Below are 23551 nucleotides of genomic sequence, written 5' to 3'. Positions count from 1 at the left end.
CCCGTCGACGGGCGCCTCCCGGGTCGCGCTCAGCGGGTCCCTGCCGAGGCGAGGTCGGCGATCTCGTCGACGTTCTCGGCGTCGACGATCCCCGGGCCGGTCAGCACGGCCTGGCCACCCCCGACGGTGTTGAGGTTCTCGGCGTACAGCTTGAGCATCACGACGGGCAGGTAGCCCTGCTCGTACTGCTGCTGGTCGACGGCGAAGGAGATCGTGCCGTCCTGGATGGCGGAGATGACGTCGGCGTTGAGGTCGAAGGTGGCGATCGCGGCGTCGGAACCGGCATCGGCGGCGGCCGAGGCGGCCACCGAGGCGACGGCGGAGTTCAGCGTCAGCACGGCGTCGATCGAGGGGTTGCTCTGCAGCTGCGAGGTGATCGTCGACTGGGCCGCCTGCAGGTCGTTGATGTCCACCTGCAGCAACTGCACGTCGCTGCCCAGACCCTGGGAGGCGCCGTCGCACCGCTGCTCGAGGCCGATGTTGCCCGCCTCGTGCACCACGCACAGCACGTTCGTCGCGCCGTCCTGGGCCAGCCGCTGCCCGGCGCCGATGCCGGCGATCGTCTCGTCCTGCCCGACGTGCCCGATCGCGCCGAACTCCGCGGATCGCTCGGCGCCGGAGTTGATCGTCACCACCGGGATGCCCGCCTCCGTCGCGGCGCTGATCGAGTCCTCGAGCGCGTCGGGGTTGGCCATCGAGACCACGATGCCGTCGACGTCCTGGTTGACCGCGGCCTCGATCAGCTGGGACTGCCGCTGCGGGTCGCCGTCGCTCTGGTAGTCCACACCGACGCCGAGGTCCTCCCCGGCGGCCTCGGCGCCGTTCTGCACCACGTCCCAGAAGGCGTCACCGGCCGCCCCGTGGGTGACCACGGCGAAGTCGAGGTCACCGGAGGCGGCCGCGCCACCGCCGTCCCCGCCCTCGTCGCCACCGCCATCGCCGGAGTTCTCCGTGGAGCAGGCGCTCAGCAACAGGGGTGCTGCCAGGGCGAGTGCGAGCAGCCGCATGGGTCGAGCCATCGTGTGCGTGTCCTCCTGTGTGGCGGCGCTGCGATGCCCCGCTGGTGTCCTCCACCGGTCGGCCCCGACTCGGGCCACCCAGAGGAGTGTGCGGCACCGGGGTCGGCCGGCGCCTCTGGTCCACCCCTGATCATGCCCGCCGCGGCAGGCGGACACGGCACGGACCTCCTCGACGAGACCCGGCCGTTGCCGTTGCGCCGTCCACGGAGCGGCAACGCGCGCCCCGCGGGGGCGCGCGCACGCGGCGGACGGGCGTGCGGCTGCCTAGGCTGCCGGTCGTGGACGTGATGGGCTCCGGGCACGAACAGGTCGTCTTCTGCTCCGACCCCGGGTCGGGGCTGCGCGCGGTGATCGCGGTCTACTCCACCGCGCTCGGCCCGGCGCTCGGCGGCACCCGCTTCTTCCCCTACGCCTCCGAGGAGGCCGCGGTGGCCGACGCGCTCGCGCTGTCGAAGGCGATGGCCTACAAGAACAGCCTGGCCGGCCTCGACCTGGGCGGTGGCAAGGCGGTCATCATCGGCGATCCGCACACCGACAAGACCGAGGCGCTGCTGCGCGCCTACGGACGCTTCGTCGAGAGCCTCGGCGGGCGGTACCTCACCGCATGCGACGTCGGCACCTACAACGCCGACCTGGACGTCGTGGCCCGGGAGACCCGCTTCGCCCACGGCCGGTCCGAGGCCTTCGGCGGCTGCGGGGACTCCTCGGTGCTCACCGCCTTCGGCGTCTTCCAGGGGATGCGTGCCGCGGCCCAGCACCGCTGGGGCTCCCCGACACTGGCCGGCCGCACGGTCGCCGTCGCCGGGGTGGGCAAGGTGGGCAGCTGGCTGGTCGACCGGCTGGTCGCCGACGGCGCGTCCGTCGTCGTGACCGACGTCGACCCGGCCGCGGTCGCCCGGGTCCGGGCCCGGCACTCCACGGTGCAGGCGGTCGCCGACACCGCGACCCTGGTGCGCACGCCGCACGACGTCTACGCCCCCTGCGCCCTCGGTGGCGCCCTGGACGACGAGACCGTGGCCGTGCTGCCCGCCGAGATCGTCTGTGGCGGGGCGAACAACCAGCTGGCCCACGAGGGCACCGCCGAGCTGCTGCGCGGCCGAGGCGTCCTCTACGCCCCCGACTACCTGGTGAACGCCGGCGGTGTGATCCAGGTCGAGGACGAGCGGCACGGGTTCTCCTTCCCCCGGGCCGAGTCGAAGGCGACCTCGATCTTCGACGTCGCCCTGCGGGTCTTCGCCGCCGCCGATGCCGAGGGCGTCTCCCCGGCCGTGGCCGCCGACCGACTCGCCGAGGAGCGGATGAGTTCCGTGGGGCGACTGGCGACCATCCGACTGCCCCGATGACCGGCTCCTGCAGCCGAAATGGGTGAGACCCCGGTCACATCCACCTCCGGATGAGGCAGCCGGGGGGTGGGCTGCGTGCCCGTGACCGATCCGTGTCGTAAGCTCGGCCAAGGACACAGTCACTCAGTCGGGGTCGCCACACGGGCCGTCCAGCCCAGTGCTGGAGACGACCCGCACTCCGTCACGAGGGGGTCGAGCCATGGGGCGCGGCCGAGCGAAGGCCAAGCAGACACGCGTGGCCCGTGAGCTCAAGTACAGCTCACCCAACACCGACCTCACTGCCCTCCAGCGCGAACTGGCTGGACAGCCGTCGTCGTTCCCCTCCCGGGGGCCGAAGGACGACGACGAGGACGACACGCACGTCGGGAGCTGGTCGCAGGACGACGAAGACGACGACTGGGCTGCCAGCCGCTGAACCGGCGACCCAGCCCTCTGTAGCGCGGCGACACCGGTCCTCCCTCGGGGGGAGCGGTGTCGTCGCGCGTCCCGACCCGGCAGGTCCGCCGCGAGCGCGCGGTGGGGGCCGGGGCTCCTCCGTCAGCGGTAGGAGCTGACCAGCCGCGCCGAGGCGTCTCCGTCGTGCGCCCCGACCGTGCCGGCCACCCAGGCCGGGACGCCGCGGGCGAGGAGCAGGTCGACCGCCCGGTCCGCGTGCTCGGGCGCGACCGCGGCCACCATGCCCACGCCGCAGTTGAAGGCCCGTTCGGACTCCGCGCGCGGCACGCCGTGCTCCTCCAGCAGCCGCACCACCGCGGGCAGCGCCCAGGTGCTCCGGTCCAGCACCGCCTCCAACCCGGCCGGGACGACGCGGACGGTGTTGCCGGCCAGCCCCCCACCGGTGATGTGGGCGAAGGCGTGCACCGTCTCCACGCCCAGCTGCTCGACCAGCGTGAGGCAGTCGCGGGCGTAGATCCGGGTGGGCTCGAGGAGTTCGTCCCCGAGCGGGCGGCCCAGGCCGGCCGGGGTGCCGGTGAGGTCCAGGCCCGCCCGGTCGACGACCCGGCGCACCAGCGAGTAGCCGTTGGAGTGCAGCCCGGAGGAGGCCATGGCGACGACGACGTCGCCGGCCCGCACCCGCTCCAGCCCCAGCACCGCATCGGCCTCGACGACCCCGACCGCGGTGGCGGCCAGGTCGTAGTCGTCCGCGCCCATCAGGTCACCGTGCTCGGCGGTCTCCCCACCCACCAGTGCGGCACCGGCCTGCGTGCAGCCCTCGGCGATCCCGGTGACGATGGCGGCGATCCGCTCCGGCACGACCCGACCGCAGGCGACGTAGTCCTGCAGGAACAGCGGCTCGGCCCCGCAGGCGACCAGGTCGTCGACGACCATGGCGACCAGGTCGATCCCGACGGTGTCGTGCCGGTCCAGTGCCCGGGCCAGCGCGATCTTGGTGCCCACGCCGTCGGTCGAGGAGGCGAGCAGCGGCTTGCGGTACTTGGCGGTGTCCAGGGCGAAGAGCCCGGCGAACCCGCCCAGCCCACCGACGACCTCCGGGCGGTTGGTCTTCTCCACCGCGGCGCGCATCAGGGTGACCGCTCGCTCGCCGGCGTCGATGTCGACCCCGGAGGCGGCATAGGTCAGCTCGCCCTCGTGGGCCGTCACGGCCGGCTCAGCGCGTCGTCGGCCCCACCGGGGACCGTCGGACTGCCGGCCTGCTGGCCGGTCCAGCCGGTGACCGCGGAGGCCTCCTCGGTCAGCGCCCGGCGGCCGATGCCCTCGAGGAGGTGCTTGCCCAGCACCTCCGGCTGGCCGAGGGCGATCGGGTACTCGCCGGTGAAGCAGGCGGTGCACAGCCGGTTGGCCGGCTGCTCGGTGGCGGCGATCAGCCCCTGCTCGGAGACGTAGCCCAGCGAGTCGGCGTTGATCGAGGCGCGCACCCCGTCGACGTCCAGGCCATTGGCGACCAGCTCGGCGCGGCTGGCGAAGTCGATGCCGTAGAAGCACGGCCACTTCACCGGCGGTGAGGCGATCCGCACGTGCACCTCGAGGGCGCCGGCCTCACGGAGCATCCGGATGAGCGCCCGCTGGGTGTTGCCCCGCACGATCGAGTCGTCGACGACCACCAGGCGCTTGCCGCGGATGACGTCGCGCAGCGGGTTCAGCTTCAGCCGGATGCCCAGCTGCCGGATCGTCTGGCTGGGCTGGATGAAGGTGCGCCCGACGTAGGAGTTCTTGACCAGGCCCAGCCCGTAGGGGATCCCGGAGGCCTCGGCGTACCCGACCGCGGCCGGCGTGCCCGACTCGGGGACCGGGATGACCAGGTCGGCCTCGACCGGGTGCTCCTTGGCCAGCCGGCGGCCGATCTCGACCCGCGCCGCGTGCACGCCGCGGCCGGAGATCGTGGTGTCCGGCCGGGCGAGGTAGACGTACTCGAAGACGCAGCCCTTGGGGTCCGAGGGTGCGAAGTGCTGGCTGCGCAGCCCGTCCTCGTCGATGGCGATCAGCTCACCGGGCTCGACCTCGCGGACGAACGAGGCGCCGCAGATGTCCAGCGCCGCCGTCTCGCTGGCGACGACCCAGCCCCGCTCCAGCCGGCCGAGGACCAGCGGCCGCACGCCCTGCGGGTCACGGGCGGCGTAGAGCGTGTCCTCGTCCATGAAGGTGAAGCTGAACGCCCCCCGCAAGCGCGGGAGCACCTCCATCGCCGCCGCCTCGACCGACATGTCGGGCTTGGCCGCGATCAGCGAGGTGACCAGGTCGGAGTCGTTGGTCGCGACGAACGCCCCGGCCACGCCCTCGTCGGCCGCGGCGCTGGCCAGCTCGGCGGTGTTCACCAGGTTGCCGTTGTGACACAGCGCGAGCCCGGTGCCCGCCCCGGTGGTGCGGAACGTCGGCTGGGCGTTCTCCCAGGTGGAGGCCCCGGTGGTGGAGTACCGGGCATGGCCGACGGCGATGTGACCGCGGAGGCTGCCCAGCGTCGGCTCGTCGAACACCTGGCTGACCAGGCCGAGGTCCTTGTAGACCACGACGGAGGAGCCGTCGGACACCGCGATGCCGGCCGCCTCCTGACCGCGGTGCTGGAGGGCGTACAGGCCGAAATAGGTCAGCTTGGCGACCTCCTCCCCCGGCGCCCAGACCCCGAAGACGCCACAGGCGTCCTGGGGACCAGCGTCTTGGGGGTCGAGGTCGTGCGTCAGCCGTCCATCACCGCGAGGCACGGGTGCGAGCGTACCGGCTGCGCCGTCCCCTCCCGGGTGGGACCGCTCACTCGGGAGGGGACGGCGGAGGACCGGTCAGGAGATGTTGCCCAGCTCGGCGTTGATCGTGGTGTCGTCGCCGTGACCGGTCCTGACCACCGTGTCACCGTGCAGCGTCATCAGCCGGTCGGTGATCGACCGCAGGATCGTCGGCTTGTCGCTGAACGACCGCCCGGTGGCACCGGGACCACCGCAGAACAACGTGTCGCCGGTGAAGACGGTGCGCAGGTCAGGCGCGTGCAGGCAGGTGCTGCCCGGGGAGTGCCCGGGGGTGTGCAGCGCCTGCAGCTGCACGTCGCCCACGCCGAACCGGGTGCCCTCGACCAGGTCGTGGTCGGGCTCGGTGTCGGGGTGGACGACGTCCCAGAGCATCCGGTCCGCGGGGTTGAGCCAGATCGGCGCCCCGGTGGCCTCACGCAGGGCGACCGCCGCGGTGATGTGGTCGTTGTGCCCGTGGGTGAGCACGATCGCGGTCACCCGGCGGCCGCCGATCGCCTCGACGATGGGGGCGACGTCGTGCGGCGCGTCGATGACGAGCACCTCGTCGTCGTCCCCGACCAGCCAGACGTTGTTGTCGACGTCGAAGTCCTGCCCGTCGAGGCTGAAGACCCCGCTGACGACGGCCTGCTCGACCCGGGCCCTCACTGTCCGGCCCCCTCGAACACGACCACGGAGCGCAGCACCTCACCGGCGTGCATCTTGTCGAAGGCCGCCTCGACGTCGGAGAGCCCGATCGTCTCGCTCACGAAGGCGTCCAGGTCGAACCGGCCCTGCAGGTACAGGTCGATCAGCATCGGGAAGTCCCGGCTGGGCAGGCAGTCGCCGTACCAGGAGGACTTGAGCGCGCCACCGCGGCCGAAGACCTCGATCAGCGGCAGCTCGATCGTCATCGTCGGGTTCGGCACGCCGACCAGGACGACGGTGCCGGCCAGGTCGCGGGCGTTGAACGCCTGCTCGTAGACCGCCGGGTGCCCGACCGCGTCGATCGCCACGTCGACCCCGAACCCGCCGGTGAGCGCCTTGATGGCCTCGACCGCGTCGGTCTGGGAGGAGTTGACGGTGTGGGTGGCGCCCATGCCCTTGGCCCACTCGAGCTTCTTGTCGTCGAGGTCGACGGCGATGATCGTGCCCGCACCGGCGAGCCGGGAGCCGGCGATCGCGGCGTCACCGACGCCACCGCAGCCGAAGACGGCGACCGAGTCGCCGCGACCCACCCCGCCGGTGTTGATCGCCGCACCCACACCGGCCATCACGCCGCAGCCCAGCAGCCCGGCCGCGGTCGGCTTCGCCGCCGGGTCGACCTTCGTGCACTGCCCGGAGTGGACCAGCGTCTTCTCGGCGAACGCGCCGATCCCCAACGCTGGCGAGAGCTCGGTGCCGTCGGCCAGCGTCATCTTCTGCGCGGCGTTGTGGGTGTTGAAGCAGTACCAGGGCTTGCCCTTGGCGCAGGCCCGGCACTCCCCGCACACCGCGCGCCAGTTCAGCACCACGTAGTCGCCGACGGCCACGTTGGTGACGCCCTCGCCGACCGCCGAGACCAGGCCGGCCGCCTCGTGGCCCAGCAAGAACGGGAACTCGTCGTTGATCCCGCCCTCCCGGTAGTGCAGGTCGGTGTGGCAGACCCCGCACGCCTGGACGTCGACCACCGCCTCACCCGGCCCCGGGTCGGGGACGATGATCGTCTCGATGGTGACCGGAGCACCCTTGCTCAGGGCGACGACGCCCTTGACCTCGTACGGCATGTCGCCAGCCTAGGGAACGAGCCGCCGGTCCGCGCCCCGCTCCCGCACCATGGAAACGACGGTTGTGCGTGCAACGAATTGGTCTCGCCTCACCCGGCAGGGGGCCGCGATGCAGCCGAAATCGTCACATCGTCGTACGGTGCCCTGCGGTCGCGATCTGTGTCACACGAGTGCACGGGTCGCGGTCGGGTTGCGTCCGTCCGGCCGCGCCGTTCCCGTACTCGGAGGTCGTTCCGTGGCAGTACCCAGCTTCCTGGCCCGGGAGCGCATCATCGCTCGCCCGGGCTTCAACCGGTGGCTCATCCCGCCCGCCGCGCTCGCCGTGCACCTGTGCATCGGCCAGGCCTATGCGACCAGCGTCTACAAGGCCGCGCTCGTCTCGCACTTCGACTCGACCCTGACCGCGATCGGCATCATCTTCTCGATCGCGATCGTCATGCTCGGCCTCTCCGCCGCCGTCTTCGGCACCTGGGTCGACCGCAACGGCCCCCGCGCCGCCATGTTCACCGCCGCGTGCTTCTGGTCGGTCGGCTTCCTCGTGGGTGCCCTCGGCATCTCCACCGAGCAGCTGTGGCTGGTCTACCTGGGCTACGGCGTCATCGGCGGCATCGGCCTGGGCATCGGCTACATCTCGCCGGTCTCCACGCTGATCAAGTGGTTCCCGGACCGGCCGGGCCTGGCCACCGGCATGGCGATCATGGGCTTCGGTGGTGGCGCGCTCATCGCCTCGCCGCTGTCCCGCCAGCTGATGAACTGGTACGACCCGTCCTACGACGGCACCGCCGGCACGACCCCGAGCGGCGCCTCGGTCGCCGGCCTCTTCGTCACCCTGGGCCTGGTCTACCTGGTCTTCATGATGTTCGGCGCCTTCATCGTCCGCGTCCCCGCCGACGACTGGCGGCCCGCCGGCTTCGACCCCTCGACGGTCAAGCAGAGGGCGATGGTCACCACCGAGAGCGTCTCGGCCGGCAACGCCATCAAGACGCCGCAGTTCTGGCTGCTGTGGACCGTGCTGTTCTGCAACGTGACCGCCGGCATCGGCATCCTCGAGCAGGCCGCGCCGATGATCCAGGACTTCTTCCGCAACGGGGAGACCTCCGCGGTCGCCGCCGCTGCGGCCGGCGGCTTCGTCGGGCTGCTCTCGCTGTTCAACATGGCCGGCCGGTTCGTGTGGTCCTCGACCTCTGACTACATCGGCCGCAAGGGCATCTACATGGTCTACCTCGGCGTCGGCCTGGTGCTGTACGTCCTGCTGGCCACCATCGGCAGCAGCGCCGTCTGGCTGTTCGTCGCGCTCGCCGCGATCATCATCAGCTTCTACGGCGGTGGCTTCGCGACCGTCCCGGCCTACCTGCGTGACCTCTTCGGCACCTACCAGGTCGGCGCCATCCACGGCCGCCTGCTGACCGCCTGGGCCGCCGCCGGCATCGCCGGCCCGCTGATCGTCAACGGCGTCCTGGACGCCCAGGGCACCCCGGGTCAGCTCGTCGCCGCCGACTACCGGCCGGCGCTGTTCATCATGGTCGGCCTGCTGGCCGTCGGCTTCGTCGCCAACCTGCTGGTCAAGCCGGTCGCGGCGAAGTGGCACGAGCCGCACGCCACCACCCCCGCCACCGCCCGCGCCAACCCCGAACGGAGCACCACTCGATGAGCGAGCAGAGCAGCACACCGACCGGCCTGGTCGCCTTCGCCTGGGCCCTGGTGGGCCTCCCGCTGGTGTACGGGCTGGTGCAGACCATCCGCACGGCCAGCACCCTGTTCACCGGCTGAGCCACCGCACCACGCAGCACAGCGCCCCTCCTGCCACCGGCAGGAGGGGCGCTCTGCTGTTCGGGCCGCCCCCACCCGCAGTTGATCATCGGCGAATGGCGGCACCCACCGGCGTGGCGGGCAGCCGTTCGCCGATGATCAACTCAGCGAGGGGTGTGGCCCGGAGGGGCGGTCAGCGCAGCGGGGGCAGCGGGAGGTGCTCGGAGAGGTCGGCGCGGTTGCCGCTGGCGCTGACCCTCCCCTCCCCCACCGCCTCTGCCCAGGACAGGGCACCGGTCGCCAGCCGCAGCCAGGTCGCGGCGTCGGTCTCGACCACGTTGGGCGGGGTGCCGCGGGTGTGCCGCGGCCCGGGCACGCACTGCACCGCCACGAACGGCGGCACCCGCAGCTCGACCGAGCGCCCGGGCACGTGCTGGGCCAGCCAGCGGGCCGAGGTCTTCACCGCAGCCCCCAGCACCGCGCGGGGCGGCTGCTCGGCCTCCCCGGCCAGCCAGCCGGCCGTGGGGGCGAGCGCCGCCCGCAGGTCCTCGGCCGAGATCGGCGCGACGCCGGCCACGGTCAGCTCGTCGGGACGGTGCCCGCCGGGACGGTGCCCACCGCGACCTCCGGGCTGCCGAACAGCGCCGGCAGGGTCGCCGTCCACGCCGCCCGCAGCTCGGCCAGCGGCAGCTCCAGCAGACCGTCCAGCACCAGGGCGTCGCCGCCCGTCGTCCCGAGCTCGGTGACCGGCACACCCGATGCCTCGGCGGCGGCGCGCACCGCGGCGGGGTCGGCGGTGGTGACGACGACGCGGGCCACCGACTCGCCGAACAGCGCCGCCGTCGGGTCGCCGGTCACGCTCAGCCGGGCGCCGGTGCCGTACCGCAGCGCCGACTCGGTCAGCGCCTGCGCCAGCCCGCCGTCGGCCAGGTCGTGCGCCGAGCTGACCAGTCCGTCGGCCGACAGGGACACCAGCAGCTCACCCAGGGCCCGATCGGCGGCCAGGTCGAGCCGGGGCGGCAGCCCGCCCAGGTGGCCGTGGACGACCGCGGCCCAGGCCGAGCCACCGAACTCCGGCCGGGTCTCCCCCAGCAGCAGCACGGACTCGCCGTCGGCCCGCCAGCCGGTGGGCACCCGGCGGGTGACGTCGGCGTGCACACCCAGCACCCCGATCACCGGGGTGGGGTTGATCGCGACGTCCCCGGTCTGGTTGTAGAGGCTCACGTTGCCGCCGGTGACCGGCAGGCCGAGCTCGCGGCAGCCGTCGGCCAGGCCCCGGACGGCCTCGGCGAACTGCCACATCACCTCGGGGTTCTCCGGGGAGCCGAAGTTCAGGCAGTTGGTGACCGCCAGCGGCTTGGCCCCGGAGACGGCGACGTTGCGGTAGGCCTCGGCCAGGTTCAGCTGGGCGCCGGTGTAGGGGTCCAGCCGGGCGTAGCGGGCGTTGCCGTCCAGCGACAGCGCGATGCCCAGGTTGCTGGACTCGTCGATCCGCAGGACGCCGGCGTCCTCGGGCTGGGCGAGCACGGTGTTGCCCCGCACGTAGCGGTCGTACTGCTCGGTGACCCAGGACTTGTCCGCGCCGTCCGGGCTGGACACGACCGCGAGCCAGTCGGCCCGCAGGTCGGCCGAGGACGACGGCGGGGTGTCGGCCTGCAGCGCGTCCAGATCGGCCGGGCGGGACATCGGACGCTCGTAGCGCGGGCCCTCCAGGGCGACCGTGCGCGGCGGGACGTCGACGATCCGCTCGCCGTGCCAGTCGATGGTCAGCCGGTCGCCGTCGGTGACCTCACCGATGACGGTGGCCAGCACGTCCCACTTGGCGCAGACGGCCATGAACGCCTCGACCTTGCCCGGCTCGACGATGGCGCACATCCGCTCCTGCGACTCGCTCATCAGGATCTCGGCGGGGGTGAGCGTGGAGTCGCGCAGCGGGACGGCGTCCAGGTCGATCGCCATGCCGCCGGAACCGGCCGCAGCCAGCTCGCTGGTGGCGCAGGAGATGCCGGCCCCGCCGAGGTCCTGGATGCCGGTGACCAGGCCGGCGGCGAAGATCTCCAGGCAGGCCTCGATCAGCAGCTTCTCGGTGAACGGGTCGCCGACCTGGACGGCGGGGCGCTTGGCCGGGCCCTCGGCGTCGAAGGTCTCGCTGGCCAGCACCGAGACCCCGCCGATGCCGTCGCCGCCGGTGCGGGCCCCGAACAGCACGACCTTGTTGCCCGTGCCCTCGGCCTTGGCCAGCTGCAGCTCCTCGTGCCGCAGCACGCCGACGCACAGGGCGTTGACCAGCGGATTCCCGGCGTAGCAGTCGTCGAAGAGCAGCTCGCCGCCGATGTTGGGCAGGCCCAGGCAGTTGCCGTAGCCGCCAACCCCGGCGACCACGCCGGGCAGCACCCGGGCGGTGTCGGGGGCGTCGGCGCGACCGAAGCGCAGCGAGTCCATGACGGCGATCGGGCGGGCGCCCATGGTGAGGATGTCGCGGACGATGCCGCCGACCCCGGTGGCCGCGCCCTGGTAGGGCTCGACGTAGCTCGGGTGGTTGTGCGACTCGACCTTGAAGGTGACCGCATAGCCTTCGCCGACGTCGACCACGCCGGCGTTCTCGCCCATGCCGACCAGCAGGGCGTCGCTCTTCGGCAGGTCGCCGAAGCGGCTCAGGTGCACCTTGGAGGACTTGTAGGAGCAGTGCTCGCTCCACATGACCGAGTACATCGCCAGCTCGGCGGTGGTCGGCCGGCGCGCGAGGATCTCCCGGATCCGGGCGTACTCGTCGTCCTTGAGGCCCAGCTCGGCGTAGGGCTGCGCGTCGTCGGGCTGCTCGGTGGCCAGCGCCACGGTGTCCAGCCGGTTCGTCCGGCCCGGGGCGGTGTCCAGCTCGGAGAGGCCCTCGGTGGCGCTCACGCGGCGACCATCGCGGTGAGCACGGAGGTGAAGAAGCCCAGGCCGTCGGTGCTCGGACCGGTGAGGGCCTCGACCGCGTGCTCCGGGTGCGGCATCAGCCCGACCACCCGGCCGTCGGCGCTGGTGACGCCGGCGATGTCGCGGGAGCTGCCGTTGGGGTTGCCGTCGACATAGCGCACCACCACCCGGCCCTCGCCCTCCAGCCGGTCCAGCTCGGCCGGTGCGGCCACGTAGCGGCCCTCGCCGTTCTTCACCGGGACGGTGATCCGCTGGCCCTGCTCGAACGACGACGTCCACGCGGTGTCGGCCCGCTCGACCAGCAGGCCCTGGTCACGGTTGCGGAAGTGCAGGTGGCCGTTGCGGGTGAGCGCGCCGGGCAGCAGCCCCGCCTCGCAGAGAACCTGGAAGCCGTTGCAGATGCCCAGCACCGGCAGGCCCTGGCGCGCCGCGGCCACGACGTCGGCCATCAGCGGCGACCGGGCGGCGATGGCGCCGGCCCGCAGGTAGTCGCCGTAGGAGAAGCCGCCGGGCAGGACGATCGCGTCGACGTCCTTCAGGTCGTGCTCGGCGTGCCACAGCGCCACCGGCTCGCCGCCGGCCAGGCGCACTGCGCGCGCTGCGTCGACGTCGTCCAGGGAACCCGGGAAGGTGATGACACCGATGCGCACTGGGTCTCTCTCAGTCGGTGGTACGAGCGGGGAGGTGCAGCTCGACGTCCTCGATGACGGGGTTGGCCAGCAGCGTCTCGGCGATCTGCCGGAGCTCGGCCTCGTCGGGCTCGCCGTCGACCTCGAGGACGAAGTGCTTGCCCTGGCGGACGCTGCGCACGCCGGTGTGGCCGAGGCGCCCGAGGGCGCCGAGCACCGCCTGCCCCTGGGGATCGGAGATCTCTGGCTTCAGGACGACGTCGACGACCACCTGGGACACGCCGATGAGGGTACCGGCCCGGCGATGGGCGCCGACACCACGCCGGTCGGCGGGTGTCCTCCGACCGGGGCTCATCCGAACGGGTCACCGACCTGCACCGTTGTGCTGGACAACCGGCCCCGACTGCCGATGATGGGCCCGGACACGGTCGCCACCGGGCGGTCGGCGAGGTGGACGGAGGAGCACGGGATGGTCGCCGGAGTGCCCAACGTGGACCACCCAGCCGCCGCCACCGCGCTCAGCGTCCTCCCCCTCGGGCAGGACGAGGCGCTCACCGCCCGGGTCCGCCGGGAGGGCGAGACGTACCTCTACCTCAGCGCACCGCGCAACGCCCTCGGGGAGGCCACCCGCTTCGTCGAGCAGGACATGCTCGAGCTGTCCTGGCAGGCCGACGACGGGCTCCGGTCCGTCCCGGCCGACGCGGTCGCGGTCACCGACGACGGCCTGTGGAAGGTGAAGATCACCGGCCCGGCCAGCAAGATCCAGCGCCGCGACGCCGTCCGCGCCCCCATCGGGCTGTCGGTGACCCTCTCCTGGGACCGCGCCACCCTGGTCGGGAGCACCGTCGACCTCAGCGAGGGCGGGCTGCTGGCCGTCTTCCGCCCGCACGGCGACCTGGGCGTGGGCGTCCCGTTCCCGACGCGGAACCAGTCGCTGGCCCTCTCGCTCGACCTCTACTCCGACGAGCTCGTCACCGAGGTGGCGCTGGTCCGCCGCCGACCTCGGCAGGACAACCTGCACGAGTGGTCGCTGCGCTTCGTCGACCTGCCCGACCCGGCCGCCGACCTGATCCGCTCGCACGTCTTCACTGCGCTGCGCAACGCCCGCGCCCGCGGCATCACCGCCATCTACTGAGCCACCCTGGGCCACCAAGATGGCCATCTTGGTGGCCCAGGTGGCTCAGTTCCAGGGCAGGCCGGTGAGCTGTTCGTAGGCCCTGACGTAGCGGTCCCGGGTGGCGGCGACGACGTCCTCCGGGAGCTCCGGCGGCGGGGACCCCCGGTCCCAGCCGGAGGTGGTCAGCCAGTCCCGGACGTACTGCTTGTCGAAGGAGGGCTGCGGCGCGCCCGGCGACCAGGTCATCGCCGGCCAGAAGCGCGACGAGTCCGGGGTCAGCACCTCGTCGGCCAGCACGAGGCCGTCAGCGGCCGTGCCGAACTCGAACTTGGTGTCGGCCAGCACGATCCCGGCCTGCTCGGCGATCTCCGCGCCGCGGCGGTAGAGCGCCAGGGTCAGCGACCGCAGCGCCTCGGCCCGGTCGGCACCGACGGCGTCGACCACCTGGGCGAACCCGATCGCCTCGTCGTGCTCGCCCGCCTCGGCCTTGGTCGAGGGGGTGAACACCGGCTCGGGCAGCCGAGACCCCTCGACCAGCCCGGCCGGGAGCGGGACGTCGACGATCGCACCCGTTCGCTGGTACTCGACCGTGCCCGACCCGGACAGGTAGCCGCGGGCCACGCACTCCACCGGGAGCATCTCCAGCCGGCGGACCAGCATCGACCGGCCGGCCAGCTCGGCCGGGACGCCGGAGGCGAGCAGGTCGTCGCCGGCGGCCAGCAGGTGGTGCTCCGCGCCGTGCTCGGCCAGCACCGGCGCCAGCTGCTCGAACCACCACACCGACAGCGCGGTGAGCACCCGCCCCTTGTCCGGGACGGGGGTGGGGAGCACGTGGTCGTAGGCGGAGACCCGGTCGCTGGCGACCAGCAGCAGCCGGTCGTCGTCGACGGCGTAGACCTCGCGGACCTTGCCCTGGGCGACGAGCTCGAAGGGCAGGCTCACGACAGCCCGGCCAGCCGGTCGAACAGCGGGCCCAGGTTCGCCACGTACTGCTCCGGCCGGCAGATCTCGTCCAGCCGGGCCTCGTCGAGGGTCACGCCGTCCTCGGTCGCCCGCTCGCGCAGCGTCTGCCGGAACGGGGTGCCGTCGGACCAGGTGCGCATCGCCGCGGACTGCACCAGCGCGTAGGACTGCTCACGGCTCATCCCGCCCTCGACCAGCTCCAGCAGCACGGACGAGGTGTAGATCAGCCCGCCGGTGGACTCCAGGTTGGCGCGCATCCGGTCGGCGTCGACGACCAGGTTCTCCACCAGGCCGGCGGTCAGGTCCAGCAGGTAGTCGGTGGTGATCGCCGCGTCGGGGAGGAACACCCGCTCGGTGGAGGAGTGCGAGATGTCCCGCTCGTGCCACAGCGGGATGCCCTCCATCACCGGCACGATCGCTGCGCGCACGACCCGGGCCAGCCCGGCGATCCGCTCGGAGCGGATCGGGTTCTTCTTGTGCGGCATGGCGCTGGAGCCCTTCTGGCCCTTGCCGAACGCCTCGGACAGCTCGCGCACCTCGGTGCGCTGGCCGTGCCGCACCTCCAGGGCGATCGCCTCGCACACCGTGGCGATGACGGCCAGCGCGGACACCCACTCGCTGATCCCGTCGCGCAGCACCACCTGGGTGGACGCGTCGGCCGCGCGGAGGTCCAGCGCCTCGGCCACGGCGACCTCGACCGAGGGGTCGATCAGGGAGTAGGTGCCGACGGCGCCGGAGATGGCCACCACGCCGACGGCCGCACGGGCCCGGCGCAGCCGGTCCCGGGAGCGGGCCACGGCGAAGGCGAGGTCGGCGACCCGGTGGCCCCAGACGACCGGCTCGGCGTGCACGCCGTGCGTGCGGCCCACCTTGATCGTGTCCCGGTGCGCCAGGCCGTGGTCGCGCAGCGCCACCACCAGCCGGTCGGCCTTGGCCAGCAGCACGTCGGTGGCGTCGGTGAGCTGGACGGCGAGCGCGGTGTCCAGCAGGTCCGAGGAGGTCATGCCGTGGTGCACGTAGGCCGCGGCCGAGCGCGGCTCGGTGTTGTCGGCCCAGGCGGTGAGGAAGGCGATGACGTCGTGCTGTGTCGTCTCCTCGATCTCCGCGACCCGCTCGGGGGTGGGCGGCGGCGCGTTGCGCACCGGCTCGACGACGTCGGCGGGCACCCGCCCGGCGGCCCCGTGCGCCTCCAGCACCAGCGTCTCGACCCGACACCACAGGTCGTACTTGTGCTGATCGCTCCAGACCCGGCCCATCTCCGGCAGGGTGTACCTGTCGATCATGCGGGCACCGCTTCGGACCGGTCAGCTCGTCGCACCACGGCCCCATCCTCTCGCACCGCTGCGAGCGGGCCCCCATCAGCTCGGAGGACTCGATGTTGCAGCGGGCCAGACACCTGGTCGACCGCGCCCGGGAGCGCATCCGGGCCGCGGCCGAACACGATCCGCACGCCTGGCCCGACGGCACCGTGCTGGTCCTGGAGGACGGCAGCCGCGCCGTCGTCGACCACGTCGAGGAGCCGCACCACGGTGACGGCCACCACGCCGCCGGCGCCCCCGCCCGCGACGCTGCTCCCCTCGCCCCCGGCAGCCCGCACCCCGGCGCCCCGGACGTCGACGTCCCCGGCGGGGTCAGCGGCCCCCCGGCACCGGGTGGTCCACCCCCGGCGCCCGGCCGGGACCGCAGCCGGGGCAGCCTGCTGGCCCCGGAGTCCGCTCCCCGGGCCGTCGAGCGGGACGTCCCCTACGGACTGCGGGTCGCCGCGGCCTGGTCCTGGCGGACGGTGGCGGTCGTGGCCGCGCTCTACCTGCTGCTGCGGGCCGCCGGCTACGTCGCCGTCGTCATCGTGCCGGTCATCGTGGCGCTGCTGCTGGCCGCGCTGCTCCAGCCGGGCGCGGTCTTCCTGCGGCGCAACGGCTGGCCGACATCGCTGGCCGCGCTCACCATGCTCGTCGTCGGCGTGGGCGTGGTCGCCGGGATCGTCACCCTCGTGGTCGAGGAGTTCGCCGCCGGCTACGCCGACCTCGTGTCCCAGGTCGACGAGGGGCTCACCCAGGTCCAGGACTACGTCACCCGCACCTTCCCGGTCACCGACGGCCAGATCACCGACGCGGTCGAGAGCGCCAACCAGGCCATCGCGGACAACCAGGACGTGCTCACCTCCGGTGCGCTGACCACCGCCGCGACCGTCGGCGAGGTGCTCACCGGCGCCCTGCTGACCCTGTTCACCCTGTTCTTCTTCCTGCTGGACGGACGGCAGATCTGGCTGTGGGTGGTCGGGCTGACCCCGGCGAACTCGCAGGCCTATCTGGACGAGGCGGCCCGCCGGTCCTGGCGCACGCTGATCTCCTACGTGCGGGCCACCGTGGGGGTCGCCGCCTTCGACGCCGTCTTCATCGGCATCGGCCTGGTCTTCCTCGGGACCCCGCTGGTCGTGCCGCTGGCCGCGCTGGTCTTCCTCGGCGCGTTCATCCCGATCATCGGGTCGTTCCTGGCCGGCACGGTCTCGGTGCTGGTCACCCTGGTCGCCGTCGGACCGGTCCGGGCGCTGATCGCCCTGGGGATCATCGTGCTGATCATGCAGCTGGAGAGCCACGTGCTGCAGCCGCTGCTGCTGGGCCGCGCGGTCTCGGTGCACCCGCTGGCCGTCGTCCTCGGCATCGCCGCGGGGCTGCTGATCGGCGGGGTCTTCGGCGCGCTCATCGCCGTCCCGGTGATCGCCTGCGGCAACGTGGCGGGCACCTACCTGTCCCGGCGGAACGAGGGGCCACGACCACCCCGACCCGACACCCGCCGCGCCCGCCGACCGGTCACCGCCCGCTGACGCCGCCCGCTCAGCAGGGGTCGAGCCGGTCCAGCGAGGGACGGCCGGGCCGTCAGGGGGCGGTGATGCGGCCCTCGACGGCGGCCAGGGCGATGTCGGTGCGCCAGTGGGCGCCGGCCAGCCGGACGGCGGCGAGCCGCGCGTAGACGGTCTGCCGTGCCGCGGCCAGGTCGTCACCGACCGCGGTGACCGCGAGCACCCGGCCCCCGGCCGAGTGCACCAGGCCGTCGGCGCCCAGTGCCGTGCCGGCGTGCAGCACCCCCTCGCCGTCGGCGCCGGTGACCGGGTCGCCGAGGCGCGGCCGCTCGGGGTAGCCCGAGGCGGCGACGACGACGGTGACCGCCGCCCCGTCCCGCCAGCGCAGCGGCGGCTGCTCGGCCAGCGTGCCGGTGGCCGCGGCGTACAGCAGCCCGGCCAGCGGGGTCTCCAGCAGCGGCAGCACGACCTGGGTCTCCGGGTCGCCGAACCGGGCGTTGAACTCCACCACCCGCACACCGCGCGAGGTGAGTGCCAGCCCGGCGTAGAGCAGACCGCTGAACGGCTCCCCGCGGCGGGCCATCTCGTCGATCGTGGGCTGCAGGACGGTGGTGCGGACCTGCTCCACCAGGCCCTCGGGCGCCCAGGGCAGCGGGGCGTAGGCGCCCATCCCGCCGGTGTTGGGCCCGCCGTCGCCGTCGTCCCGGCGCTTGTGGTCCTGGGCGGGCAGCAGCGGCACCACCGTCGTGCCGTCGGACAACGCGAACAGCGACACCTCCGGGCCGTCGAGGAACTCCTCGATGACCACCGAGTGCCCGGCGTCCAGCACGGCCCGCCCGTGCGCGACGGCCGCCGCGCGGTCGGTGGTGACCAGCACGCCCTTGCCGGCCGCCAGCCCGTCGTCCTTGACCACGTAGGGGGCGCCCGCCTCGTCCAGCGCGGTCTCCAGCTCGGCCGTGCCACCGACGGCCCAGAACTGCGCCGTCGGCACCCCGGCGGCGGTCATCACGTGCTTGGCGAAGGCCTTGGAGCCCTCGATCTGCGCGGCCTGGGCCGACGGGCCGAAGCAGGCGATCCCGGCCTCGCGCACCGCGTCGGCGGCGCCGGCGACCAGCGGCACCTCCGGGCCGACCACGACCAGGTCGGCCTGCCACTCGACGGCGAGGGCGCTGACCGCCACCGGGTCAGCGGCGTCGAGCGGGAAGGCCTGGGCCAGGGTGACGGTGCCGGCGTTCCCTGGTGCGCACGCCAGCGCCGTGACGGCGGGGTCGGACTGCAGAGCCACGCACAGGGCGTGCTCCCGGGCACCGGAACCGATCACGAGGACGCGCACCGGGCGAACCTACCCACCGGCGCTGGAGGCACCACAACGGCCGTTCCGGTGCGGAGGTCACCGCCCGGGCCGGGCGCGCAGCTGCCGGTGCAGCGCCCGCAGCCGGGCCGACTCGGCCGCGCGGGCCCGGGCGTCGGCGCGCAGCTCCTGCCGGTGCGCCTCGGCCTGGAGCTTGCGCCAGGCGACGAACCGCGCGGGGTCCAGGTCGCCGCGGTCGATCGCGGCCGCCACCGCGCAGCCGGGCTCGGTGCGGTGCGCGCAGTCCCGGAAGCGGCACCCGGCCGCCCAGTCGGCCACGTCGGCGTAGGTCGCCGTCAGCCCCTCCCCGTCGGCCAGCGCCAGCTCGCGCATGCCGGGGGTGTCGATCAGCAGCCCCCCACCGGGGAGCGGGTGCAGCTCCCGCGCCGTGGTGGTGTGCCGGCCGCGCCCGTCGCCGCGGATCCCGGCGACCTCCGCCACCGGCTGGCCGGCCAGCGCGTTGAGCAGGCTGGACTTGCCGACGCCGGAGGGGCCGACCATCGCCGCGGTGCACCCGGCCGGGACGAGCCCCCGCACGGCGGCGAGCCCACTGCCGGTGACCGCGCTGACCGGCAGGACGTCGACGCCGACGGCGTCCTCGGCGACCTGCGCCACCGCGGCCGGCACGTCGGCGCACAGGTCGGCCTTGGTGAGGACGACGACCGGCGTCGCCCCGCTGGCCCAGGCGACGGCGAGGTACCGCTCGATCCGCCGCAGCCTCGCCTCGGCCCCCAGGGCGTCGACCACGAGGACGACGTCGACGTTCGCCGCGACCACCTGCGCAGCGGACGCGCGGCCGGCCGCCGTGCGCACGAAGGCGGTGCGCCGCGGCAGCACCTGCACCGCCTGCTCCCCACGCAGCACCACCCAGTCCCCGACCGCCGGCGCGGTCCCCGCGTGCACCGCGCCGGCACAGCTGACCCGGCGCTCCCCCTCGGCGGTGAGCACGGTGAGCCGGCCGCGGTCGACCCGCGCCACCCGGGCCGCCTCCCCGCCGTCGGGGAGCCCCGTGACGTGCTCTCCTGCGCCTGACCCTGATGAGACATCCCTCACAAGGGTCATGCTCGTCTCCAGGTGAGCGCGTTGTCCCCCGATTTGTCCTCATGACGTCGGCGCGCGTTCAGACCCCGGACAGCGAACTGAGTTTCCCTGGAGCCATGCAGGAGACCGGCCTGAAGGCCGTTCACTCGCCCCGTCTGGAGCGCTCACCGCGCATCATCGGGCACCGCGGTGCCCCCAGCTACCGACCCGAGCACACCGTGGCCAGCTACGAGCTGGCGATCGACCTGGGCGCCGACCTGATCGAGCCCGACGTCGTGGTGACCCGGGACGGCCAGCTCGTGGCCCGCCACGAGAACGAGCTCTCCCGGTCGACCGACGTGGCCCGGCACCCCGAGTTCGCCGACCGCCGCCGCACCCAGGAGGTGGACGGCGAGGAACTGACCGGCTGGTTCAGCGAGGACTTCACCCTCGCCGAGCTGCGCACCCTGCGCGCCGTCGAGCGGCTGCCCGGGATGCGGCCGATGAACACCGCCTACGACGGCCGGTTCGGCATCCTGACCCTGGCCGAGGTCGTGGAGGTGGCCCGTCGCCGCTCCACACCCGGCCGCCAGGTGCGGGTGCAGGCGGAGCTGAAGTGCCCGGCCTGGTTCGCCGCGCAGGGGCTGCCGATGACCGAGCTGGTCGCCGCGGAGCTGCGCCGGCTGGACGCCACCCGGTCCGACGGCTCCGTCGTCGTCATGGCCTTCGAGCAGGCGGCGCTCCGCGAGCTGCGGGCCGACCTCGGCAGCGACGGCCCCCGGCTGGTGCAGCTGATCGAGGAGGAGGGCCGCCAGGACGCCCTCGTCACCCCCTCGGGCCTGCGCGAGGTCTCCACCTACGCCGACGGGATCGCGCCGCACAAGGGCCGGATCCTGCTGCACGGCGCCGACGGCGGGCTGGTCGGCGTCTCGGACCTGATCACCCAGGCGCACCGGGCAGGACTCACGGTCGAGCCGTGGACGCTGCGGCCGGAGAACGTGTTCCTCCCCAGCCACCTGCGCCGCGGCGGCGACCCCCGCGGGCTGGGCGACGCCCAGACCGAGGCCCGGCTGCTCTTCGCCCTGGGCGTCGACAGCGTGATCACCGACGCGCCGGAGACCGCCCACCGGGCCCGCGCGGAGCTCTCCGCCGCCGCCATGGCCCCGGTGCGCCCCCGGGTCTGACCGCCCCCGCCGGCCGGGCGGACCGGACCTGGTCGATGGCGGAGGCGATCATGCGCTGGTTGACTCGGCTCATGACGTCGATCCCGGAGCCGGACTCCCCCCTCGACCCGGACCAGCCGGTGCCCGACGACGCAGGCGAGCTCCTGCCGGACACCCCGGACACGCTGCCGCCCCCGCCGATCGAGTCGACCCCGGACGACCCCGGCGGCGACCCCGGCAGCGTCCCCGAGCCCGCCTGACACCAGACCACGAGCGGGCACCGGGTCAGGCCGACGACGGCTCGGGCGCCCCGTGTCGTGACCCGACCCCCGATCGGCTCTGCTCCAGTCGGGAACGGCTCGGGTGAGCCGACGCCGGAACGCGACCCCGGTGTCGCCGCCAGGCGACTGTGGAACGACGGCACGGGGGCCGGAGGCTCCCTGCCGTCGCCCCACGAAGCGGCTCACCAGGAGCCGGGCACGGCTCCTGGCCGCGTTGCGGCCCGGAGGGTCGCGATCTAGTCGATCAGGTCGTGCAGGACGACGTTCTCGTCCCGCCCGGGGCCGACGCCGATGACGCTGACCCGGGCGCCGGAGAGCTCCTCGAGCCGGCGCACGTAGGCCTGCGCGTTGGCCGGCAGGTCCTCGAAGCGGCGACAGGCGGTGATGTCCTCGAACCAGCCGGGCATCTCCTCGTAGATCGGCTTCGCGTGGTGGAAGTCGGTCTGCGTCATCGGCATCTCGTCGTGCCGCACACCGTCGACGTCGTAGGCGACGCAGATCGGCACCGTCTCCAGCCCGGAGAGGACGTCGAGCTTGGTGAGGAAGTAGTCGGTGATGCCGTTGACCCGGCTGGCGTAGCGGGCGACCACGGCGTCGAACCAGCCGCACCGCCGGTCGCGGCCGGTGGTCACGCCGACCTCGCCGCCGTGCTTGCGCAGGTACTCGCCCCACTGGTCGTGCAGTTCGGTCGGGAAGGGGCCGGAGCCCACGCGGGTCGTGTACGCCTTGAGGATGCCGACGACCCGCTCGATCCGGGTCGGGCCGACGCCGGCGCCGACGGCCGCCCCACCCGCGGTCGGGTTGGACGACGTCACGAACGGATAGGTGCCGTGGTCGACGTCCAGCAGGGTGCCCTGTGAGCCCTCCAGGAGCACCCACTCACCTGCGTCGAGGGCCTTGCCCAGCAGCAGCCGGGTGTCGACGATCCGGTGCTTGAGCGCCTCGGCGTACCCGGCGTACTCCTCGACCACCTCGTCGACGTCGATGGCCTTGCGGTTGTAGACCTTGACCAGGACCTGGTTCTTCTCCTGCAGCGTGCCCTCGAGCTTCTGCCGCAGGATCGACAGGTCCAGCAGGTCCTGCACCCGGATGCCGGTGCGGGCGACCTTGTCGCCGTAGGCCGGGCCGATGCCGCGGCCGGTGGTGCCGATCTTGCGCTGGCCGAGGAAGCGCTCGGTGACCCGGTCCAGGGCGCGGTGGTGCGGCATGATCAGGTGCGCGTCGGAGGAGATCACCAGGCGCGAGGTGTCGACGCCGCGCTCCTCGAGGCCGGCGAGCTCGCCGATCAGCACCTCGGGGTCGATGACCACGCCGTTGCCGATGACCGGCGTGCAGCCCGGGGTCAGGATGCCGCTGGGGATCAGGTGCAGCGCGTACTTCTCGCCGTCCGGGGTGATCACGGTGTGGCCGGCGTTGTTGCCGCCCTGGTAGCGCACGACGTACGGGACGCGGCCGCCCAGCAGGTCGGTGGCCTTGCCCTTGCCCTCGTCGCCCCACTGGGCGCCGATCAGCACGACTGCCGGCATCGGGGGGTTCTCCTCGTTCGTCGCGTCTGCCCAAGACACCGGCGGTTCCCGGCTGGCCAGGTGGCAGGGTATCGGCATGCCCGCGACTCAGCTCGACCTGCGCGGCCTGGCGGCGGTCCAGCCGCCGTCGCGCCGGCACGTCGCCTCGGTGGTGGACGGCGCCGAGGCGGTGCACGTGCTGGGCCCGGTGCCGGCGCTGTCCGCCGTCCTGACCCGGTTGTGGAAGACCGAGCGGCTGCCCGCGGTGCCGGTGAGCTGGGAACCCGCGGACGACCCGGCGTCCACCGGGCTGGCCCGTTCCCTGGGCGTCGGCACCGGGGCGGAGCGTGAGCTGCCGCTGGTCCGGGACGACCACGGCGGGGTGCTGCTGCACACCGGCCTGGTGACCGCGCACGGCGCGTCGCGCCGTGTCCTCGCCCGCCGGTTCGGCGCCCGGGCGTACTGCGACGACACCCGGGTGGCCGACGGCTCGATCACCCGGATCGACGTCCGACCGGACTGGACGGCGGTGGACCGGATCGGCGTGACGGTGGTGACGCTGCCGCTGCGCCCGGTGCGCCGGGCCGTCGGCCGGGCGCTGCAGCTCGCCTCCGACCCCGCGCAGGTCAGCCGGGACGGCGTCCCGTTCGACCGCCAGGTGCTGAAGTGGACCTGGTACGCCGACGACCGGGTGCGCTGGCGGCTGCGCCCCTAGGCGGAGGGCGCTCGGTGCGTCCGACATCGTGGACACTG

The 23551-nt window shown here is 73.6% G+C and carries 23 protein-coding genes; 9 read left to right on the top strand and 14 right to left on the bottom strand.

Features of this window, described 5'->3' with window-relative positions; translation table 11 throughout:
• Window positions 1-29: 29 nt before the first annotated feature.
• The gene (locus tag O2W15_RS07890; protein ID WP_269162761.1) at window positions 30-1019 is read right to left on the bottom strand and encodes a sugar ABC transporter substrate-binding protein; all 990 of its coding nucleotides are present in this window, start codon (window positions 1017-1019) and stop codon (window positions 30-32) included.
• A 287-nt stretch (window positions 1020-1306) separates the two neighbouring features.
• Here O2W15_RS07890 and O2W15_RS07885 point away from each other — a divergent pair, with 287 nt between their 5' ends.
• Window positions 1307-2362, top strand: coding sequence for a Glu/Leu/Phe/Val family dehydrogenase (locus tag O2W15_RS07885; protein WP_269179137.1), 1056 nt, complete (start codon window positions 1307-1309; stop codon window positions 2360-2362).
• Between the two features lie 199 nt (window positions 2363-2561).
• Window positions 2562-2777, top strand: a complete 216-nt coding sequence (locus O2W15_RS07880; protein WP_036336377.1) for a DUF3073 domain-containing protein — start codon at window positions 2562-2564, stop codon at window positions 2775-2777.
• 122 nt (window positions 2778-2899) lie between these two features.
• Here the strand turns inward: O2W15_RS07880 and purM are convergent, their stop codons facing one another.
• From purM to O2W15_RS07860, 4 genes are all read right to left on the bottom strand, one after another.
• Window positions 2900-3964, bottom strand: a complete 1065-nt coding sequence (gene purM, locus O2W15_RS07875) for a phosphoribosylformylglycinamidine cyclo-ligase (RefSeq protein ID WP_269179009.1) — start codon at window positions 3962-3964, stop codon at window positions 2900-2902.
• Window positions 3961-5520 (bottom strand): amidophosphoribosyltransferase, encoded by a 1560-nt coding sequence (gene purF / locus O2W15_RS07870; RefSeq protein WP_269179008.1) that lies wholly within the window; start codon window positions 5518-5520, stop codon window positions 3961-3963. Before purF ends, purM begins: the two co-directional genes overlap by 4 nt.
• Before the next feature lie 75 nt (window positions 5521-5595).
• Window positions 5596-6204 carry an MBL fold metallo-hydrolase gene (locus O2W15_RS07865; RefSeq protein WP_269179007.1) on the bottom strand — a complete coding sequence of 203 codons (609 nt, stop codon included), beginning with the start codon at window positions 6202-6204 and terminating at the stop codon, window positions 5596-5598.
• Window positions 6201-7301: an S-(hydroxymethyl)mycothiol dehydrogenase gene (locus tag O2W15_RS07860; protein WP_269179006.1), complete on the bottom strand. Its 1101-nt coding sequence runs from the start codon at window positions 7299-7301 to the stop codon at window positions 6201-6203. The genes O2W15_RS07865 and O2W15_RS07860 overlap by 4 nt, the downstream gene beginning before the upstream one ends.
• A 235-nt stretch (window positions 7302-7536) precedes the next feature.
• Between O2W15_RS07860 and O2W15_RS07855 the strand changes: the two genes are divergently transcribed.
• Complete coding sequence (locus tag O2W15_RS07855; protein ID WP_269162756.1) at window positions 7537-8952, top strand: OFA family MFS transporter; 1416 nt, start codon at window positions 7537-7539, stop codon at window positions 8950-8952.
• Window positions 8949-9071: an MFS transporter small subunit gene (locus O2W15_RS07850; RefSeq protein ID WP_268237702.1), complete on the top strand. Its 123-nt coding sequence runs from the start codon at window positions 8949-8951 to the stop codon at window positions 9069-9071. The genes O2W15_RS07855 and O2W15_RS07850 overlap by 4 nt, the downstream gene beginning before the upstream one ends.
• A 172-nt stretch (window positions 9072-9243) precedes the next feature.
• Here O2W15_RS07850 and O2W15_RS07845 read toward each other — a convergent pair whose 3' ends face one another.
• The 4 genes from O2W15_RS07845 to purS are packed head-to-tail and all read right to left on the bottom strand — an operon-like array spanning window position 9244 to window position 12878.
• Entirely contained in the window at window positions 9244-9627 is a 384-nt protein-coding gene (locus O2W15_RS07845) for a sterol carrier family protein (RefSeq protein ID WP_269162755.1), read from the bottom strand.
• A 2-nt stretch (window positions 9628-9629) separates the two neighbouring features.
• Window positions 9630-11951, bottom strand: coding sequence for a phosphoribosylformylglycinamidine synthase subunit PurL (purL, locus tag O2W15_RS07840; RefSeq protein WP_269179005.1), 2322 nt, complete (start codon window positions 11949-11951; stop codon window positions 9630-9632).
• Complete coding sequence (purQ, locus tag O2W15_RS07835; protein ID WP_269179004.1) at window positions 11948-12619, bottom strand: phosphoribosylformylglycinamidine synthase subunit PurQ; 672 nt, start codon at window positions 12617-12619, stop codon at window positions 11948-11950. The genes purL and purQ overlap by 4 nt, the downstream gene beginning before the upstream one ends.
• Window positions 12620-12629: 10 nt before the next feature.
• Window positions 12630-12878 carry a phosphoribosylformylglycinamidine synthase subunit PurS gene (gene purS, locus O2W15_RS07830; protein ID WP_036336369.1) on the bottom strand — a complete coding sequence of 83 codons (249 nt, stop codon included), beginning with the start codon at window positions 12876-12878 and terminating at the stop codon, window positions 12630-12632.
• A gap of 189 nt (window positions 12879-13067) precedes the next feature.
• Between purS and O2W15_RS07825 the strand changes: the two genes are divergently transcribed.
• Window positions 13068-13733: a PilZ domain-containing protein gene (locus O2W15_RS07825; protein WP_269162752.1), complete on the top strand. Its 666-nt coding sequence runs from the start codon at window positions 13068-13070 to the stop codon at window positions 13731-13733.
• A 45-nt stretch (window positions 13734-13778) separates the two neighbouring features.
• On the opposite strand, the gene O2W15_RS07820 is transcribed toward O2W15_RS07825, so the two are convergent.
• Together O2W15_RS07820 and purB are read right to left on the bottom strand one after the other, a co-directional pair.
• A complete protein-coding gene (locus tag O2W15_RS07820; protein ID WP_269179003.1) occupies window positions 13779-14657 on the bottom strand; it encodes a phosphoribosylaminoimidazolesuccinocarboxamide synthase in 879 nt (292 codons plus the stop codon).
• On the bottom strand, window positions 14654-15961 hold the full coding sequence (gene purB, locus O2W15_RS07815) for an adenylosuccinate lyase (RefSeq protein WP_269179002.1): 1308 nt from the start codon (window positions 15959-15961) through the stop codon (window positions 14654-14656). The genes O2W15_RS07820 and purB overlap by 4 nt, the downstream gene beginning before the upstream one ends.
• 92 nt (window positions 15962-16053) lie before the next feature.
• On the opposite strand from purB, the gene O2W15_RS07810 reads away from it, so the two are divergent.
• Complete coding sequence (locus O2W15_RS07810) at window positions 16054-17502, top strand: AI-2E family transporter (RefSeq protein ID WP_269179001.1); 1449 nt, start codon at window positions 16054-16056, stop codon at window positions 17500-17502.
• 52 nt (window positions 17503-17554) lie between these two features.
• Here the strand turns inward: O2W15_RS07810 and purD are convergent, their stop codons facing one another.
• Together purD and rsgA are read right to left on the bottom strand one after the other, a co-directional pair.
• Complete coding sequence (gene purD, locus O2W15_RS07805) at window positions 17555-18811, bottom strand: phosphoribosylamine--glycine ligase (RefSeq protein ID WP_269179000.1); 1257 nt, start codon at window positions 18809-18811, stop codon at window positions 17555-17557.
• 57 nt (window positions 18812-18868) lie between these two features.
• Window positions 18869-19807 (bottom strand): ribosome small subunit-dependent GTPase A, encoded by a 939-nt coding sequence (rsgA, locus tag O2W15_RS07800; RefSeq protein ID WP_269178999.1) that lies wholly within the window; start codon window positions 19805-19807, stop codon window positions 18869-18871.
• A 179-nt stretch (window positions 19808-19986) separates the two neighbouring features.
• Here rsgA and O2W15_RS07795 point away from each other — a divergent pair, with 179 nt between their 5' ends.
• Together O2W15_RS07795 and O2W15_RS07790 are read left to right on the top strand one after the other, a co-directional pair.
• Complete coding sequence (locus O2W15_RS07795; protein WP_269178998.1) at window positions 19987-21033, top strand: glycerophosphodiester phosphodiesterase family protein; 1047 nt, start codon at window positions 19987-19989, stop codon at window positions 21031-21033.
• A gap of 71 nt (window positions 21034-21104) precedes the next feature.
• Complete coding sequence (locus O2W15_RS07790; RefSeq protein WP_269162745.1) at window positions 21105-21272, top strand: hypothetical protein; 168 nt, start codon at window positions 21105-21107, stop codon at window positions 21270-21272.
• A 257-nt stretch (window positions 21273-21529) separates the two neighbouring features.
• Here the strand turns inward: O2W15_RS07790 and O2W15_RS07785 are convergent, their stop codons facing one another.
• Complete coding sequence (locus O2W15_RS07785; RefSeq protein WP_269162744.1) at window positions 21530-22819, bottom strand: adenylosuccinate synthase; 1290 nt, start codon at window positions 22817-22819, stop codon at window positions 21530-21532.
• A 76-nt stretch (window positions 22820-22895) separates the two neighbouring features.
• On the opposite strand from O2W15_RS07785, the gene O2W15_RS07780 reads away from it, so the two are divergent.
• The gene (locus O2W15_RS07780; protein WP_269162743.1) at window positions 22896-23513 is read left to right on the top strand and encodes a hypothetical protein; all 618 of its coding nucleotides are present in this window, start codon (window positions 22896-22898) and stop codon (window positions 23511-23513) included.
• Window positions 23514-23551 lie beyond the last annotated feature (38 nt).

The organism is Modestobacter sp. VKM Ac-2979 (assembly GCF_026967995.1).
In the GTDB taxonomy this organism is placed as follows: Bacteria; Actinomycetota; Actinomycetes; order Mycobacteriales; family Geodermatophilaceae; genus Modestobacter.
The sequence above is the reverse complement of the archived record's forward strand: the minus strand, read 5'-3'. Positions and strand labels throughout refer to the sequence as shown.